This is a genomic window from Pantoea sp. Seng, from assembly GCF_009829935.1.
GTDB lineage: Bacteria > Pseudomonadota > Gammaproteobacteria > Enterobacterales > Enterobacteriaceae > Pantoea > Pantoea communis.
In genome coordinates this window covers 53,576-67,949 of record NZ_SZZV01000001.1, presented here as the reverse complement: position 1 = coordinate 67,949, position 14,374 = coordinate 53,576, and the positions used below count along the sequence as shown (strand labels likewise).

Below are 14,374 nucleotides of genomic sequence, written 5' to 3'. Positions count from 1 at the left end.
CGCTCTGACGACCTTTCCCCTATATGGAGACGGGCTCAGGCTTTTTCCAGCGTACACAGCAACGGATGTTCATTCTCTCGTGCGTAATTGTTCACCTGGGCGACTTTGGTTTCCGCCACTTCTGCAGTGAATACACCACAAATCGCCTTTCCGTGGTAGTGAACTTTCAACATCAGTTGCGTTGCACGTTCAACATCATAAGAAAAGAACTTTTGCAGAACGTCAATAACAAATTCCATAGGTGTATAATCGTCATTATTCAGAATGACTTTATACATTGAAGGCGGCTTTAACCCTTCGCGTACTTTATCTTCGGCTAGATGTTCAAAATTAAGCCAGTCGTTTGTGTTTGCCATAATGTTCCGTCGAAATTCTGCGTTACGATTGCGCGCATTTCTGCGCCCATTCCTAAGTTTAACATGTCTGTCAAGCCACCTTTCCCTTAAGAAAAAACGGCCCTAAAAGCCCATGCGCGACCTGTATCACAAAATTTGCAATAGCGTTAACTGCCTCAAATTTTGATGAATTTCTCCCCGTGCGCCAGGGCCGTTTGCTTGACGATAAGGACCGTTTCTCTACATTCTACTTACACAAGCTGATTGAGTTTTAAACAAACTCGACTCACAGCTTCAATGACCTCACCTACTGTTCAAAATGTCTTGCGAGGGAAGTAAAAGCATGGAGACGGGTACTGTTAAATGGTTCAACAACGCCAAGGGCTTCGGCTTTATCTGTCCGATTGGCGGCGGCGACGATATCTTCGCACACTACTCCACGATTCAGATGGAGGGATACAGAACGCTGAAGGCCGGCCAGCAGGTTCAGTTCGATGTCCATGAAGGGCCAAAAGGCAATCACGCCAGCTTGATTGTGCCCTGTGAAGTCACGCAAGTCGCCTGACGCGCGCCTCTTCATTCATTCTGACCACTCCCGAAAAAAAATGCCAGCCGCAGACGCTGGCATTTTTCTTTTGCGGATTTTCCCGCCCCTCAATCTGCACGTCCGCGAGCTAACCACATCACGCGAGCAAAAAGCTGATCCAGTAACGAGGGAATCGCCTGCGGCCCACGCTCTGCCGCCGCCATGGCTACCGCAATCGCCAATTCGGGTTTTGAGCTGTGATGAATCGCTTTAGTAATAATACGCCGCGCATTCATCGGCACGTTTAACGGCAGGTGCGCCATGTCGTGATAAACGTCGCTGAACCCCTGCTTATAGAGAAAATGTTCTATATCCGGAGCCGGGAACTGCGTCAGATGATCGTCTTGCTGCTCATGCTCCTGCAGTTGGCTCCGTGCGCTGGCTGCATACTTATTGCCCGCTTCGTCGCCGTCAGTCAATACATGCCAGGCAATGCCCATGCGTCTGGCAAACTTCAACAGCGGCTTAAGACCAGACTGCGCAAATTCGATGACTTTGACCCCTTCGGCCGCAAAATGGTAACCGCGCTGCCGTGCCAGTTCATTGATGATCCACACTTCCGTCTCCCCCTCCACCAGCAACCAGCAGCGGGCAAAGAGTGCCGAGGGGCGATTCACGCGGATATGAAAGCCAATACGGCGGCTCTCCTCAGCGCTCAATCCTTCAGGACCAATCCGCCATGCCGCAACGCGTGTAGGTTCACGCACCAGGCGACAAATATTCTCTAACGGCACCTGAGATAACAGCTCCCCCGAATTGGTGGTGGTGATTTTTTGCAGCGGCATTAAATCCAGCAGATTCCACGCCACTGACAGCATAATTGGATGCAGTCGCGTTTCCGGATCCTCCACCAGCAACAATGGATGAGCGCCCGGCGGCAGCGCTTCATTGCCGTGCGCCTGAATCAGTAAAGAGAACATGCGCAATAAAATGACCTGCCGACTGCGTGATTCCGTTCCCGCAATCAGGTGGTTAAGCTTGTCAAGTGAACGCCAGCCTTGCGAACCATCGCGTAATTCAGGTGCGACACGCGCCGCGCTGACCCCCGGTTGCTGCACAAGGAAGTAGTGCTCCAGCAATTGCTGCATGGTGTGCAAGCCCTGACGCAGTAAATCGTCGCTCAGATTCTGCGGCTGCACCACCAAATCCCGGGTTAATTTCTCGACTTCCTGTGACAATTCACTCAGCGTCGTGGCCCGGCGGTCCGCATCGGTGCTGCTGTGCCGTCCACGCCGGCCAAAGCGCGCATCGCGCAGTCTGAGCACGGGATAGTAGGCACGCAGATGGGCCAGCGCCGCCTCAGTGCCTTCCATCGCCAGCACATCGCCATTTTGGTCGATGAAGCGCCAGGTGGTTTTCACACCATGCTCGTTGCGGCGCGCACGGGTGCTGAAGCGGATAAAGCGCCCGTTTTCATCGCGCTGCCAGAAAGGCTGGAACACTGCTTCGTCATCGCCCGCTTCTGCTCGAAAGCGGAACACCAGTTGCAGCTGGCGCAGGCGTGCTTCCAGATCGCCCGGTGGGAAGTGAAAATCATGTTCGGTAAACTGATAAGGTTCAGTCGCAGGCGCCAGTAATAATGTCAGCGCATCCAGCAAGCTGGATTTACCCCAGGCATTTTCACCAATCAGCAGATTGGTATCAGTGAGCGGCAACGACAGCCGATTGATGCCACGAAAACCGCGAATATCGATATGTTCCAGAAACATCATGCTATCCCTTGAGTGCTTTGCCTGAGCATGGTTCGCCTCGTTAAGTTGGTCAAGTTAATGCACGGGTAAAAGGTTTACACTTCAACTGTTTTCCGATAGCTTGCGGCCCTCTCCCACGGATGGAAACGCGCTATGTATGGCTTGATCATCATTCTGCTGCCACTGATTGCTGGCTATTTACTGCATGTGACCCGTGCCAATCTGCTGCGCGGCGTCGCCCGCATGCTGAGCGCACTGGTGTACATCATCCTGTTTTTTATGGGCACCAGTCTCGCTTTCCTCGATAACCTCAGCAGTAATCTGCTCACCATTTTTCATACCGCGTTGATCAGTATGCTGTGCATTATCGCCTGTTCTCTGCTGGCTTTCTGGCTACTGGAGAAGCGCGTGCCGTGGCATCACCCGCACAAGCAGCAAGCCCTGCCTTCACGTCTGCACATGGCGCTGGAATCCCTCAAGCTGTGCGGCTCGGTACTGGGCGGATTCCTGTTGGGATTAAGCCAGTGGTCAGTTCTGCGCCACGCATCAACCATCAGTGAATATGCCCTGATGCTGATGTTGTTCCTGGTCGGCATTCAACTGCGCAGCAGCGGCATGACCTTGGGTCAAATTACGCTCAATCGTCGCGGCATGCTGGTAGCCGCGGTGTCGCTGTGCAGCGCCTTAATCGGCGGAATGCTGGCCGCATTATGGCTCGATTTGCCAATCAAAACCGGCCTGGCGCTTGCCAGTGGCTTCGGCTGGTACTCGCTGTCCGGTATTCTGATGACCGAATCCTTCGGCCCGGTGATTGGCAGCGCGGCCTTCTTTAACGACCTGCTGCGTGAGCTGATCACCATCATGTTAATTCCGCTACTGATCAGCCGTCAGCGCAGCATGACGCTGGGATTGAGTGGTGCCACCTCAATGGATTTCACCCTGCCGATTCTGCAACGCACTGGCGGCATGGAGATTGTTCCAGCGGCGATCGTGCACGGTTTTATCATGAGCTTATTAGCGCCGATTCTTATCGCGTTGTTCTCAGCCTGACCGCAGAGCGCATTTTTTCACGGCTGCGCGTCGTCTCCATCGTCTACGCTTTCTGACTGACACGTTTCCGCCATCGGGATGGATGGCAAAACACCAGAAAGGAGCGAATGATGAAGCAAACTGTGGCAGCACTGTTGGCCAAAACCCTGGAAAATGCGGGCGTAAAGCGCATTTGGGGCGTGACGGGCGATTCGCTCAACGGGCTGAGCGACAGCCTCAACCGCATGGGAACCATCGAATGGATGCCCACGCGCCATGAAGAAGTGGCGGCTTTTGCTGCCGGCGCTGAGGCTCAAATCAGCGGCGAGCTGGCGGTATGTGCCGGTTCCTGTGGCCCCGGAAACCTCCATCTGATTAACGGACTGTTCGATTGTCATCGCAACCACGTTCCGGTACTGGCGATCGCCGCACATATCCCTTCCAGCGAAATCGGCAGCGGCTATTTTCAGGAGACGCATCCGCAGGAGCTATTCCGCGAATGCAGCCATTACTGCGAATTAGTCTCTAACCCAGAGCAGTTGCCGCAAGTGTTGGGGATTGCGATGCGCAAAGCCATCCTTAATCGTGGTGTATCCGTGATTGTCATTCCCGGCGATGTGGCGTTGAAACCGGCACCGGAAGGCGCACGCAGTGAATGGTATCCACCGCAGTTGCCACATATTGTGCCCAACGCCAGCGAGATTGCCCGCCTGGCTGAAACGCTGAACGACGCAGAAAATATTACCTTGATGTGCGGCAGCGGCTGTGCTGGCGCGCATGCAGAAGTGGTGAAGCTGGCAGAAACGCTGAAAGCGCCCGTGGTGCATGCCATGCGCGGAAAAGAGCACATCGAGTACGATAATCCTTACGACGTCGGCATGACCGGCTTAATCGGCTTCTCATCCGGTTATCACGCCATGATGAACGCCGACACGCTGGTGCTGCTGGGCACACAGTTCCCTTATCGCCCGTTTTATCCGGCTGATGCCAATATCATCCAGATTGATATCAATCCCGCCAGCCTTGGCGCACACAGCCATGTCAATATGGCGCTGATTGGGGATATCAAAGCCACATTGCAGGCGCTGCAGCCGCAGCTCAACAGCAAAAACGATCGTCATCATCTCGACAGCGCGTTGGAACACTATGTAGATGCGCGAAAAGGTCTGGATGAGCTGGCCACCGCCAATGATAAACAGGCGATTCATCCGCAATATCTGGCGCAGCAAATCAGCCATTACGCGGCTGAAGATGCCATTTTCACCTGTGATGTCGGCACGCCCACCGTTTGGGCCGCACGTTACCTGAAGATGAATGGCAAGCGCCGTTTGCTGGGATCGTTCAACCACGGTTCGATGGCTAACGCGATGCCACAGGCGCTCGGCGCTCAGGCAATCGATAAGCAGCGTCAGGTCGTGGCGCTGTGCGGTGATGGCGGCTTCAGTATGTTGATGGGCGACTTTATTTCGGTGGCACAACTGAAACTGCCGGTGAAGCTGGTGATCTTCAATAACAGCGTGCTGGGCTTCGTGGCGATGGAGATGAAAGCCGGTGGTTACCTTACCGACGGCACCGATCTGGAGAACCCGGATTTTGCCGCCATTGCCACCGCCTGCGGCATTAAAGGCATTCGCGTCGAGAAAGCCTCTGAACTCAACAGCGCGCTGGAACAGGCGTTTGCGCATGATGGCCCGGTACTGATCGATGCGATCACCGCTAAGGAAGAGCTGTCGATGCCGCCGCAGATCAAAGCCGAGCAGGCCAAAGGATTCAGCCTGTACATGCTGCGCGCGATTCTGAATGGACGGGGTGATGAGATTGTTGAACTGGCGAAAACCAACTGGCTGAGGTAAAACGGATAACCAGGCCAGATAACTCACAACGCGGGCGCTCAGCCCGCTTTTTTGTTTCAGGAGAGCGATGTGATCGATTTACGCAGTGATACCGTAACCCGCCCAAGTGCCGCCATGCTGGATGCGATGATGGCCGCCGAAACTGGCGATGATGTCTATCGTGACGATCCCACCGTCAATGCGCTGGAAATAGAGGCCGCCCGCCTGAGTGGCAAAGCCGCAGCGCTGTTCTTCCCGACCGGCACGCAAGCCAACCTGGTGGCGCTGCTGTGTCACTGCCAGCGCGGCGATGAATATATCGTCGGTCAACAGGCACATAACTACAAATACGAAGCGGGTGGCGCGGCGGTACTGGGCAGTATTCAGCCACAACCGATCTCGCACGCCGAGGATGGGTCGCTGCCGCTGGCGGATATCGTTGCCGCTATCAAACCCGATGATATCCACTTTGCGCGCACGCGCCTGCTGAGCCTGGAAAACACCCATCACGGCAAAGTGCTGTCGCAGAGCTATCTGGAACAAGCGTGGAAGTTAACGCGCGAACACAAACTGGCGCTGCACATTGATGGTGCCCGTATCTTCAACGCCGTGGTGGCGCAAAATATTGAGCTAAAGGATATCGCGCGTTATTGCGACACGCTGACCATCTGCCTGTCCAAAGGACTCGGCACCCCGGTGGGTTCACTGCTGTGCGGTGATGAAGCCTACATTGAGCAGGCGCGTCGCTGGCGTAAGATGACCGGCGGCGGCATGCGTCAGGCGGGCATTCTGGCGGCGGCGGGTCTGTACGCGCTGAAGCACAACGTCGCGCGCCTGAAAGAAGATCACGACAATGCCGCGTGGCTGGCTGAACAGCTCAGCGCCATAGGGGTTGAGGTACTGAATCAGCACACCAACATGTTGTTTGTGAAAGTACCGGCGGATCAGGTTGACGCACTGAAAAGCTGGATGCACTCCGGCGATGTGCTGATGAGCGTGGGTCCGGTCACGCGCATTGCCACCCACCTCGATGTCAGCCGCCAGGATTTACAACGTCTGGTTGCGCACTGGCAGGCGTTTTTAGCGTAACAGGGCGCAAAGTGTCTTGCAGGGACGGCTTTCGGGCCGTCCACAAGCTCACCAACGCGAGGCCCTGTTTCAGCCGCACCGTATTTCACCAGCAGCGCCCGAGCTATCGCCAGCGTTTCCGCATCGGCGATGTCATACACCGTCTCTTCACTGCGCTGCGCCGTATTTCGCCAGCAGCGCCCGAGCTATCGCCAGCGTTTCCGCATCGGCGATGCCATACACCGTCTCTTCACTGCGCTGCACCGTATTTCGCCAGCAGCGCCCGAGCTATCGCCAGCGTTTCCGCATCGGCGATGCCTCGATAATCCCGCGCACGGAAGTGCATCTGAAACGCCGCAATCAGCTTACGCTGCATTGTCGGGGTATTCGCTGAATTGACGTCATAACCATAGCGCTGCAGCACATCCAGCAGTTCGGCCTGATCGATGGGCGCATCCGCTGCGAGCCCATTGAGATAGCGCTGCACGGTGGCGCTATCGGGCCATGCGCCCAGCCCCTGCTGCGCCAACTGCTGCCACGGGAACAGGGGGCCAGGATCCTGTTTACGCTGCGGCGCGATATCGCTGTGCCCCACCAGATTTTCAGGCGTGATGGCATAACGCTGCGTGATATCTTTCACCAGCGCCACCAGCACGCTGATTTGCGCGGGCGTAAAAGGCTGCCACTCCACGCCGGTTAATGTTCGCGTGTAGCCACGATTGACGATCTCAATGCCAATCGAGGTGTCATTGATACGGGTCGCACCGCGCCAGAAACTCGGCCCGGCATGCCACGCCAGTTCGCGCTCCGGCACCAGTTGCCAGATGACGCCCTGGCCGCCTTTTTGCGCCGGCTGCTGCGGGATCAAATAGTGGGCACTGACTTCACGATCGGTGAGCGTGGCCAGCGAGGATGGCAGATCTTCGGCGGTATAATGGATCACCACCACTTTAATGCGTGGCCGCGCACCCTGCGCCGGATGCGCGGTATCGACCCAGTAGCCGTTGCGCGGCTCAACAGACGACTGACAGGCACTCAGTAAAAACGCCAGCGCCAACAGAACAGCAAAACGCATCAGCGAATAATCACTGCAGTACCGGTCACACTGACCATCAGCATGCTGCTGTCTTTGAACACGGTTTCATAATCGATATCAATGCCGACGACCGCATTCGCGCCCAGCGCCTTTGCCTGCTCTTCCAGCTCTTCAAACGCGATCTGTCGCGCTTTGCGCAGCTCTTTTTCATAAGCACCGGAACGACCACCGACGATATCGCGAATCCCGGCAAAGAAGTCACGGAAAATGTTGGCCCCGAGAATCGCTTCACCGGTAACCACACCGCAATATTCACTGATGCTGTGCCCTTCTAAGGTGGGCGTGGTGGAAAATTTCATTTTTCTCTCCTGAGGTGAACAGCTCGTACGGCGTAAAAGCAAGACTATACTCTATGCTAAAAATGACGCTTTGCCAGTGAACAATAAGGAAATCGAGATGAGAAACAATGCCTTTGCGCTGCTTGTTCCCGCTGCGTTACTGCTCAGTGCCTGTACCACCGTTGAACCGGTGATCAAGGATAACGGACCGCGCACTGCCAGCTGTGCCGACGGTGGCCCAGATAGCGTCGCGCAGCAGTTTTACGATTTGCGCATCAGCCAGCCCAGCCAGGGTCTGCCCGATAGCACCGCGCTGGCGAAATATCGCCCTTACCTGAGCGATCGCCTGTACCAGAAACTACTGAGCGCCAGCACGCAGAGCAGCAAACCTGCCTCCTGGAGCCAGGGCGATCTGTTCTCTAGCCTCGCACAGGGTCCCACGTCCGCCGATGTTGCCAGCGCCTCAACCATTCCTAATCGCGATGCACGAAACATCCCACTGCGCGTCGATTTGAGCCGTGATGGCAAAAGCTGGCATGACGAGGTATTGATGATTCACGAAGGAACCTGCTGGGCGGTGGATGATATTCGTTACGTCGGTGACTGGCCGCACGCAGGCGGCGGATCGCTCAGCCAGCTGCTGGAAGAGAAGAAATAGCTGTTCAATTTTACAGCACTCAGTTCTAAACATAAGCGCGCCGCATCTTTGCGGCGTTTTTTGTTAATTTTTCATCAATAAATTGCAGCCAGCGAGCCCTTCCCGGCGTTGACCTGCGCGATATTGTGCTACGCTTTTGGGACTTCACTGCTGTTTAATAAATTTTAACCCACCACAATTGCATAACTATTCTGGTGACGTTAAGATTCGCGGCACTAATTACTATTCATTTTTTGCGCATGAGTATTCAACTAAACGCCATAAACTGTTTTTACGGTGCCCATCAGGCACTGTTCGATATCAACCTGGCTTGTCCGCAGGGAGAGACGCTGGTGTTGCTCGGGCCGAGTGGCGCGGGTAAAAGTTCGCTCCTGCGCGTCCTCAATCTGCTGGAGCTGCCGCGTTCAGGCAGCCTGCAGATTGCCGGGAATCACTTCGACTTCAGCAAAGCGCCGTCAGACAGCGCGATCCGTGAACTGCGCCAAAACGTGGGCATGGTGTTCCAGCAATACAATCTGTGGCCACACCTCAGCGTGGTGCAGAATCTGATTGAAGCGCCGTGCCGCGTGCTCGGTCTCAGCAAAGACGCCGCACGCGCGCGCGCTGACAAACTGTTGGAGCGTCTGCGTCTGACCCCCTTTGCCGATCGTTTTCCATTGCATCTTTCTGGTGGCCAGCAACAACGTGTGGCGATTGCCCGAGCGTTGATGATGGAGCCGCAGGTGCTGTTGTTCGACGAACCCACCGCCGCCCTCGACCCTGAAATCACCGCGCAAATCGTCAGCATCATTCGTGAGCTGGCGCAAACGCAGATCACCCAGGTGATTGTGACCCACGAAGTCGAGGTGGCGCGCAAAACCGCCAGCCGCGTGGTGTACATGGAGAACGGCCATATCGTTGAGCAAGGCGATGCCAGCCACTTTACACAGCCGCAAACCGAAGCGTTTGCACATTATCTTTCGCACTAAGTCAGGATGCATCTAATGAAAAAAGTCGTACTTGCTGCACTGCTTGCCGGTCTGAGCCTCAGCGCTTCTGCTGCGCAGACCCTGCGTTTCGCCACTGAAGCTTCATATCCTCCATTTGAATTTGTGGATTCTGACAACAAAATTCAGGGCTTCGATGTCGATCTGGCCAATGCGCTGTGTAAAGAGATTGATGCGACCTGTACCTTCACCAACCAGGCATTTGACAGCCTGATCCCCAGCCTGAAGTTCCGTCGTTTTGACGCCGTGATGGCGGGTATGGATATCACCCCAGAGCGTGAAAAGCAGGTGCTGTTCTCCAAGCCTTACTACGATAATTCCGCGATCTTTATTGCCCAGAAAGGCAAGCTGGCGAATGTGGATGCGCTGAAAGGGAAACGTGTTGGCGTTCAGAACGGCACCACGCACCAGAAATACCTGTCTGATAAACACAGCGACATCACCGTTGTGCCTTATGACAGCTACCAGAACGCGGTTCTGGACCTAAAAAATGGCCGCATTGATGCGGTATTTGGTGATACCGCTGTGGTGAACGAATGGCTGAAACAGAACGCCAACCTCGCACCGTTGGGTGAGAAAGTGACCGATAAAGATTACTTCGGTACCGGTCTGGGTATCGCGGTCCGTCAGGGTAATACTGAGCTGCAGGGCAAATTCAACACCGCTCTGGAGAAGATCAAAGCTGACGGCACTTACAAAACCATCTACAACAAATGGTTCCAGCAGTAATCTTTGATGAATGAAATGATTCCACTCGCAAGCGCCGCCGGCATGACCGTCGGGCTTGCTGTTTGTGCACTGATCGCCGGCCTTGTGCTGGCGATGATTTTTGCTGGCTGGGAAACCGTCCGCTGGAAACCGCTGGCGTGGATCGGTACCGGGCTGGTGACACTGATCCGTGGCCTGCCGGAAATTCTGGTGGTGCTGTTTGTCTACTTTGGTGCCTCACAGCTGCTACTGACCTTATCCGATGGCTTCCATATCAATCTGGGCTTGTTTAGCATTCCCGTGCAGGTTCAGATTGAAAACTTCGACGTCAGCCCTTTCCTGTGCGGCGTCATTGCCCTGGCAATGCTTTACTCGGCCTACGCCTCCCAAACGCTGCGTGGCGCGCTGAAAGCAGTGCCTGTCGGCCAATGGGAATCTGGCCAGGCGTTGGGTATGAAGAAATCGGCGATTTTTTTCCGCCTGATCATGCCACAAATGTGGCGTCATGCGCTGCCGGGCCTGGGCAATCAGTGGTTGGTGTTACTGAAAGATACTGCGCTGGTGTCGCTAATTAGCGTGAATGACATCATGCTGCAAACCAAAAGCATTGCCACACGCACCCAGGAACCCTTTACCTGGTATCTGGTGGCTGCGGCCGTCTACCTGATCATCACGCTGTTCAGTCAGGCGATACTGCGCCGTATTGAATCACGCACCACGCGTTTCGAGCGGGGGGCCTGACGCATGCTGGATTACTTACCCGAACTCCTGAAAGGGCTGCACACCAGCCTGACCTTAACCATTGCGTCACTGATTGCCGCGCTGGTGCTGTCGCTGCTGTGTACCATTGTACTCTCACTGAAAGTCCCGGTGCTGAACTGGCTGGTGAAAGGCTACATCACGGTGTTCACCGGCACGCCGCTGCTGGTGCAAATCTTCCTGATATATTACGGTCCCGGCCAGTTTCCCAGCATTCAGAACGTGCCGTGGTTATGGCATCTGCTATCACAGCCCTGGCTGTGCGCGCTGATTGCACTGTCGCTCAACAGTGCAGCCTATACCACTCAGCTATTTTACGGTGCAGTACGCGCCATCCCTTCGGGTCAATGGCAATCCTGCGCTGCGCTGGGGATGAACCGTAAAGACACGCTGCGTATCCTGCTGCCGTATGCGTTTAAACGCGCCCTCTCCTCTTACTCTAACGAAGTCGTTTTAGTGTTTAAGAGCACTTCACTGGCGTACACCATTACGCTGATGGAAGTGATGGGCCATGGGCAATTGCTGTATGGCCGCACTTATGACATCACGGTGTATGCTGCTGCCGGGCTGATCTATCTGGTGGTCAACGGTTTGCTCACGCTGATGATGCGTTTAATCGAAAAGCGCGCATTGGCATTCGAACACCGTAATTGAGTGTTGTAGTGGCGCGAAGTATCGCGTTTGTCTGAGGTGAAAGTGCTGCGGACAAACGCGTCATATCTCGCGCTGCTACGCCCCAATAACGCATGTAATTTTTTAATCATATTATTTGCATATAAATTCATTTACTGGCATCGTGTAACCCGTTCTATCTCTGGCATGGTTTACAGGAGTCACATAATGAAAAAATGGATTGTTGCTGCGGCGCTGGCAACACTGGCAATGAATGCTTATGCTGCGGAAAAAATCCGCTTCGCCTCTTCTGCGACCTATCCCCCGTTTGAATCCCTCGACCACGACAACCAAATCGTTGGCTTCGATATCGATCTGGCAAAAGCCTTATGCCAGCAAATGAAAGCGGATTGCACCTTTACCAATAACGCGTTTGACAGTCTGATCCCTTCGCTGAAGTTCCGACGTTATGATGCGGTTATCTCGGGTATGGATATTACCGCCGAGCGCAGCAAACAGGTCGATTTCACTCAGCCCTACTACGCAAATTCCGCGATTGTGATTGCACATAAAGGCCAGTACACCGACTTCAGCCAACTGAAAGGCAAGCGTGTCGGCGTGGAGAATGGCACCACGCATCAGAAATACCTGCTGGAGAAACATCCTGAAGTGATCGCCGTGGCCTATGACAGCTATCAGAATGCGATTCTCGATCTGAAAAATGGTCGCCTGAACGGCGTATTTGGCGATAGTGCGGTGGTCAATCAGTGGCTAAAAGCCAATGAAGACCTCAGCCCAGTGGGTGAACATATCACCGATACCGAATACTTCGGCACCGGCTTAGGCATTGCGGTGCGTAAAGGCAATGCAGCGCTGTTAAAAGAGATGAATGACGCGCTGGTGGCGTTGAAAGCCGATGGCACCTGGCAGCAAATCAACCAGAAGTGGTTCCCGGAATAAGCATTATGGAGCCTCGTGGCGTGCCACCTGACAGGTTCTGCACGTCCTCCGTTCAGGCGGTGGCTACGTGGCTCCACCCTTCTTAATCAGTAATGTCAGCACTTCAAAATGTGCGGTGTGCGGGAACATATCAAACAGCTGGACGCGGCTCACCGCGTAATCGGCCAGACGTGCAATATCCTGCGCCATCGTGCTGGGATTGCAGCTTGAATAGAGAATGTAGTCTGGCGCCATTTCACTGAGATAAGCACACAGCTCAGCACCAATCCCGCGACGCGGCGGATTGACCAGCACCAACTGTGGCACCTGCTCACGCGATGTGGCGAACTGGGTCGAATCCAGCGCGGCGAAACTCACCTTATCGAGTCCTAACTGTTCAGCCGACTGCTGCGCACAGGCAATGGCTTCCGCACTGATCTCAATACCGGTCAGCTGCATCTCGGGCGTGGCACAGTGCAAGCCGAAACCGCCCACGCCGCAGAACAGATCCCACATGCTGGACACCGGCAGCTCCGCGACCCAATCACGCGCCGTGGCATACAAATCGGCGGCGACCTGCGGGTTAGTCTGGAAGAAACTCTGCGGGCGAATATACAGCGGCACCTGATTGAAACACTCCGCCAGCGCCTGATCCGGCGTCAACGCAATCTCTTCATCCCCTTCCAGAATCGCCATATGCACCGGCTGGATGTTGGCGGAGATCACTTTCAGCTGCGGCAACTGCTGCTGCAGCCAGGGTAAAGCCGCGCGTAACTGCTCAAGTTTGCTGGTGGATCGCAGCACAAACCGCAGCATCATGCCACCTTGCGAACTCTCGGTCAGCAGCAAGAATTTCAGTTCACCGCGTTTTCGCGCCACGTTGTAGGGCGTTAATCCGGCGCGGGCAATAAAGGGTTTCAGCACATCGAACACCGGCGCAAAGCTGGCGGGATAGAGCGGGCAATCACACAGATCAACTGGATCGCCATCACGCGCCACCATGCCAAAAATCGGCCGCTCTACGCTGCCGCTCACCACCATTTTGGCTTTATTACGAAAACCCTGCAGCGCGGAGGTCACCGGCGGTAAATACTCAGCCACCGCGGTCTGCGACAGTAACTGCTCGAGCAGCGACTGCTTCTCGCTGAGCTGCTGCGGATAGGGTTTCTCCAGCCACTGGCACGAACGACAGCGACCGGCATCATAAAGCGCGCAATGCATGGAAAGGCCTATATTCAGAATCGGGAGAAAAATCGGGGGCAGATTGTATCACCGGGCGCGGAAAAATGCGCGACTGCTGGCCGGCACAAACAACAGCAGTACCACCAGCGCATCCGGCACTTTCTGCATCAGCGTGTGATGAATGATCTGTGCATTAGTCTCACCGGGAATACTGAAGATTTCCGGGTAGATCCACCCAACGGACGCCATCAGCATATAACCGAGCACGATAATTTGCGCCATCACATAACCCCATCGTCCGCGATTGCTACCGCGCAACAGGGTAAAGGCACAGCGTAGTTCAAACAGAAAGATCAGCTGACTGGCGATAAAAATTAGCGTGGAATCCCACGCCTGCGCGCTACGGTGGACAAAGTTAGCCATTTCGTCGTAACCCAGTTCATTGGCCAGCATCAGCACGCTGAGACAGCGCGTGGCAATAATGGCGATCCCCGCCACCATCACCGGTGCAGGCGTAGAATTTGCCATCGCGTTTTTGAGGGTTTCCGACATGGTTTGACTCCGTAACCATAAAAAAACGGGCCATTAAACCGGCCCGTTCTTATATTGGCAAAT

16 protein-coding genes are annotated in these 14,374 nt (G+C 54.9%); 10 read left to right on the top strand and 6 right to left on the bottom strand.

The annotated features are described in order from the left end of the window. Nucleotides 1-35: 35 nt before the first annotated feature. Complete coding sequence (clpS, locus tag FD737_RS00325; RefSeq protein WP_034820663.1) at nucleotides 36-356, bottom strand: ATP-dependent Clp protease adapter ClpS; 321 nt, start codon at nucleotides 354-356, stop codon at nucleotides 36-38. A gap of 322 nt (nucleotides 357-678) precedes the next feature. On the opposite strand from clpS, the gene cspD reads away from it, so the two are divergent. Beyond that, nucleotides 679-900 (top strand): cold shock-like protein CspD, encoded by a 222-nt coding sequence (gene cspD, locus FD737_RS00320; RefSeq protein WP_038647847.1) that lies wholly within the window; start codon nucleotides 679-681, stop codon nucleotides 898-900. An 89-nt stretch (nucleotides 901-989) separates the two neighbouring features. Here cspD and FD737_RS00315 read toward each other — a convergent pair whose 3' ends face one another. Beyond that, nucleotides 990-2,630 carry an ATP-dependent endonuclease gene (locus FD737_RS00315; protein ID WP_160832539.1) on the bottom strand — a complete coding sequence of 547 codons (1,641 nt, stop codon included), beginning with the start codon at nucleotides 2,628-2,630 and terminating at the stop codon, nucleotides 990-992. A 135-nt stretch (nucleotides 2,631-2,765) separates the two neighbouring features. On the opposite strand from FD737_RS00315, the gene FD737_RS00310 reads away from it, so the two are divergent. From FD737_RS00310 to ltaE, 3 genes are all read left to right on the top strand, one after another. Then, complete coding sequence (locus FD737_RS00310; protein ID WP_160832421.1) at nucleotides 2,766-3,662, top strand: lysine exporter LysO family protein; 897 nt, start codon at nucleotides 2,766-2,768, stop codon at nucleotides 3,660-3,662. A 110-nt stretch (nucleotides 3,663-3,772) separates the two neighbouring features. Further along, nucleotides 3,773-5,494 (top strand): ubiquinone-dependent pyruvate dehydrogenase, encoded by a 1,722-nt coding sequence (gene poxB, locus FD737_RS00305; protein WP_097119338.1) that lies wholly within the window; start codon nucleotides 3,773-3,775, stop codon nucleotides 5,492-5,494. A 69-nt stretch (nucleotides 5,495-5,563) separates the two neighbouring features. Beyond that, nucleotides 5,564-6,562 carry a low-specificity L-threonine aldolase gene (gene ltaE, locus FD737_RS00300; protein WP_160832420.1) on the top strand — a complete coding sequence of 333 codons (999 nt, stop codon included), beginning with the start codon at nucleotides 5,564-5,566 and terminating at the stop codon, nucleotides 6,560-6,562. Nucleotides 6,563-6,791: 229 nt separating this feature from the next. Here the strand turns inward: ltaE and FD737_RS00295 are convergent, their stop codons facing one another. Both FD737_RS00295 and FD737_RS00290 read right to left on the bottom strand, forming a co-directional pair. Beyond that, nucleotides 6,792-7,616 (bottom strand): N-acetylmuramoyl-L-alanine amidase, encoded by an 825-nt coding sequence (locus FD737_RS00295; protein ID WP_160832419.1) that lies wholly within the window; start codon nucleotides 7,614-7,616, stop codon nucleotides 6,792-6,794. Further along, complete coding sequence (locus FD737_RS00290; RefSeq protein ID WP_160832418.1) at nucleotides 7,616-7,936, bottom strand: heavy metal-binding domain-containing protein; 321 nt, start codon at nucleotides 7,934-7,936, stop codon at nucleotides 7,616-7,618. Before FD737_RS00290 ends, FD737_RS00295 begins: the two co-directional genes overlap by 1 nt. 97 nt (nucleotides 7,937-8,033) lie before the next feature. Here FD737_RS00290 and FD737_RS00285 point away from each other — a divergent pair, with 97 nt between their 5' ends. The 6 genes from FD737_RS00285 to artJ (FD737_RS00260) all read left to right on the top strand — a co-directional run bounded on the left by FD737_RS00285 (nucleotide 8,034) and on the right by artJ (FD737_RS00260) (nucleotide 12,598). Further along, a complete protein-coding gene (locus FD737_RS00285) occupies nucleotides 8,034-8,573 on the top strand; it encodes a lipoprotein (protein ID WP_160832417.1) in 540 nt (179 codons plus the stop codon). Between the two features lie 239 nt (nucleotides 8,574-8,812). Further along, nucleotides 8,813-9,541, top strand: coding sequence for an arginine ABC transporter ATP-binding protein ArtP (gene artP / locus FD737_RS00280; protein WP_160832416.1), 729 nt, complete (start codon nucleotides 8,813-8,815; stop codon nucleotides 9,539-9,541). Between the two features lie 15 nt (nucleotides 9,542-9,556). Continuing rightward, nucleotides 9,557-10,288, top strand: coding sequence for an arginine ABC transporter substrate-binding protein (gene artJ / locus FD737_RS00275; protein ID WP_038647863.1), 732 nt, complete (start codon nucleotides 9,557-9,559; stop codon nucleotides 10,286-10,288). Between the two features lie 6 nt (nucleotides 10,289-10,294). Beyond that, entirely contained in the window at nucleotides 10,295-11,008 is a 714-nt protein-coding gene (gene artQ, locus FD737_RS00270; RefSeq protein WP_097119343.1) for an arginine ABC transporter permease ArtQ, read from the top strand. A gap of 3 nt (nucleotides 11,009-11,011) precedes the next feature. Continuing rightward, nucleotides 11,012-11,680 (top strand): arginine ABC transporter permease ArtM, encoded by a 669-nt coding sequence (gene artM, locus FD737_RS00265; RefSeq protein ID WP_097119344.1) that lies wholly within the window; start codon nucleotides 11,012-11,014, stop codon nucleotides 11,678-11,680. Between the two features lie 186 nt (nucleotides 11,681-11,866). Continuing rightward, the gene (gene artJ, locus FD737_RS00260) at nucleotides 11,867-12,598 is read left to right on the top strand and encodes an arginine ABC transporter substrate-binding protein (protein ID WP_097119345.1); all 732 of its coding nucleotides are present in this window, start codon (nucleotides 11,867-11,869) and stop codon (nucleotides 12,596-12,598) included. A 63-nt stretch (nucleotides 12,599-12,661) separates the two neighbouring features. On the opposite strand, the gene rlmC is transcribed toward artJ (FD737_RS00260), so the two are convergent. Next, the gene (rlmC, locus tag FD737_RS00255; protein ID WP_097119346.1) at nucleotides 12,662-13,798 is read right to left on the bottom strand and encodes a 23S rRNA (uracil(747)-C(5))-methyltransferase RlmC; all 1,137 of its coding nucleotides are present in this window, start codon (nucleotides 13,796-13,798) and stop codon (nucleotides 12,662-12,664) included. Between the two features lie 48 nt (nucleotides 13,799-13,846). Continuing rightward, nucleotides 13,847-14,311, bottom strand: a complete 465-nt coding sequence (locus FD737_RS00250; RefSeq protein WP_097119347.1) for a YbjO family protein — start codon at nucleotides 14,309-14,311, stop codon at nucleotides 13,847-13,849. Between the last annotated feature and the right edge of the window lie 63 nt (nucleotides 14,312-14,374).

Bases quoted from the DNA above. Each gene is read 5' to 3' on its own strand.
- FD737_RS00290 (WP_160832418.1), bottom strand. From the start codon at position 7,936: ATGAAATTTTCCACCACGCCCACCTTAGAAGGGCACAGCATCAGTGAA.
- artJ (WP_038647863.1), top strand. From the start codon at position 9,557: ATGAAAAAAGTCGTACTTGCTGCACTGCTTGCCGGTCTGAGCCTCAGC.
- artQ (WP_097119343.1), top strand. From the start codon at position 10,295: ATGAATGAAATGATTCCACTCGCAAGCGCCGCCGGCATGACCGTCGGG.
- artP (WP_160832416.1), top strand. From the start codon at position 8,813: ATGAGTATTCAACTAAACGCCATAAACTGTTTTTACGGTGCCCATCAG.
- FD737_RS00310 (WP_160832421.1), top strand. From the start codon at position 2,766: ATGTATGGCTTGATCATCATTCTGCTGCCACTGATTGCTGGCTATTTA.
- poxB (WP_097119338.1), top strand. From the start codon at position 3,773: ATGAAGCAAACTGTGGCAGCACTGTTGGCCAAAACCCTGGAAAATGCG.
- artM (WP_097119344.1), top strand. From the start codon at position 11,012: ATGCTGGATTACTTACCCGAACTCCTGAAAGGGCTGCACACCAGCCTG.
- FD737_RS00315 (WP_160832539.1), bottom strand. From the start codon at position 2,630: ATGTTTCTGGAACATATCGATATTCGCGGTTTTCGTGGCATCAATCGG.
- cspD (WP_038647847.1), top strand. From the start codon at position 679: ATGGAGACGGGTACTGTTAAATGGTTCAACAACGCCAAGGGCTTCGGC.
- FD737_RS00295 (WP_160832419.1), bottom strand. From the start codon at position 7,616: ATGCGTTTTGCTGTTCTGTTGGCGCTGGCGTTTTTACTGAGTGCCTGT.
- rlmC (WP_097119346.1), bottom strand. From the start codon at position 13,798: ATGCATTGCGCGCTTTATGATGCCGGTCGCTGTCGTTCGTGCCAGTGG.
- artJ (WP_097119345.1), top strand. From the start codon at position 11,867: ATGAAAAAATGGATTGTTGCTGCGGCGCTGGCAACACTGGCAATGAAT.
- clpS (WP_034820663.1), bottom strand. From the start codon at position 356: ATGGCAAACACAAACGACTGGCTTAATTTTGAACATCTAGCCGAAGAT.
- FD737_RS00250 (WP_097119347.1), bottom strand. From the start codon at position 14,311: ATGTCGGAAACCCTCAAAAACGCGATGGCAAATTCTACGCCTGCACCG.
- FD737_RS00285 (WP_160832417.1), top strand. From the start codon at position 8,034: ATGAGAAACAATGCCTTTGCGCTGCTTGTTCCCGCTGCGTTACTGCTC.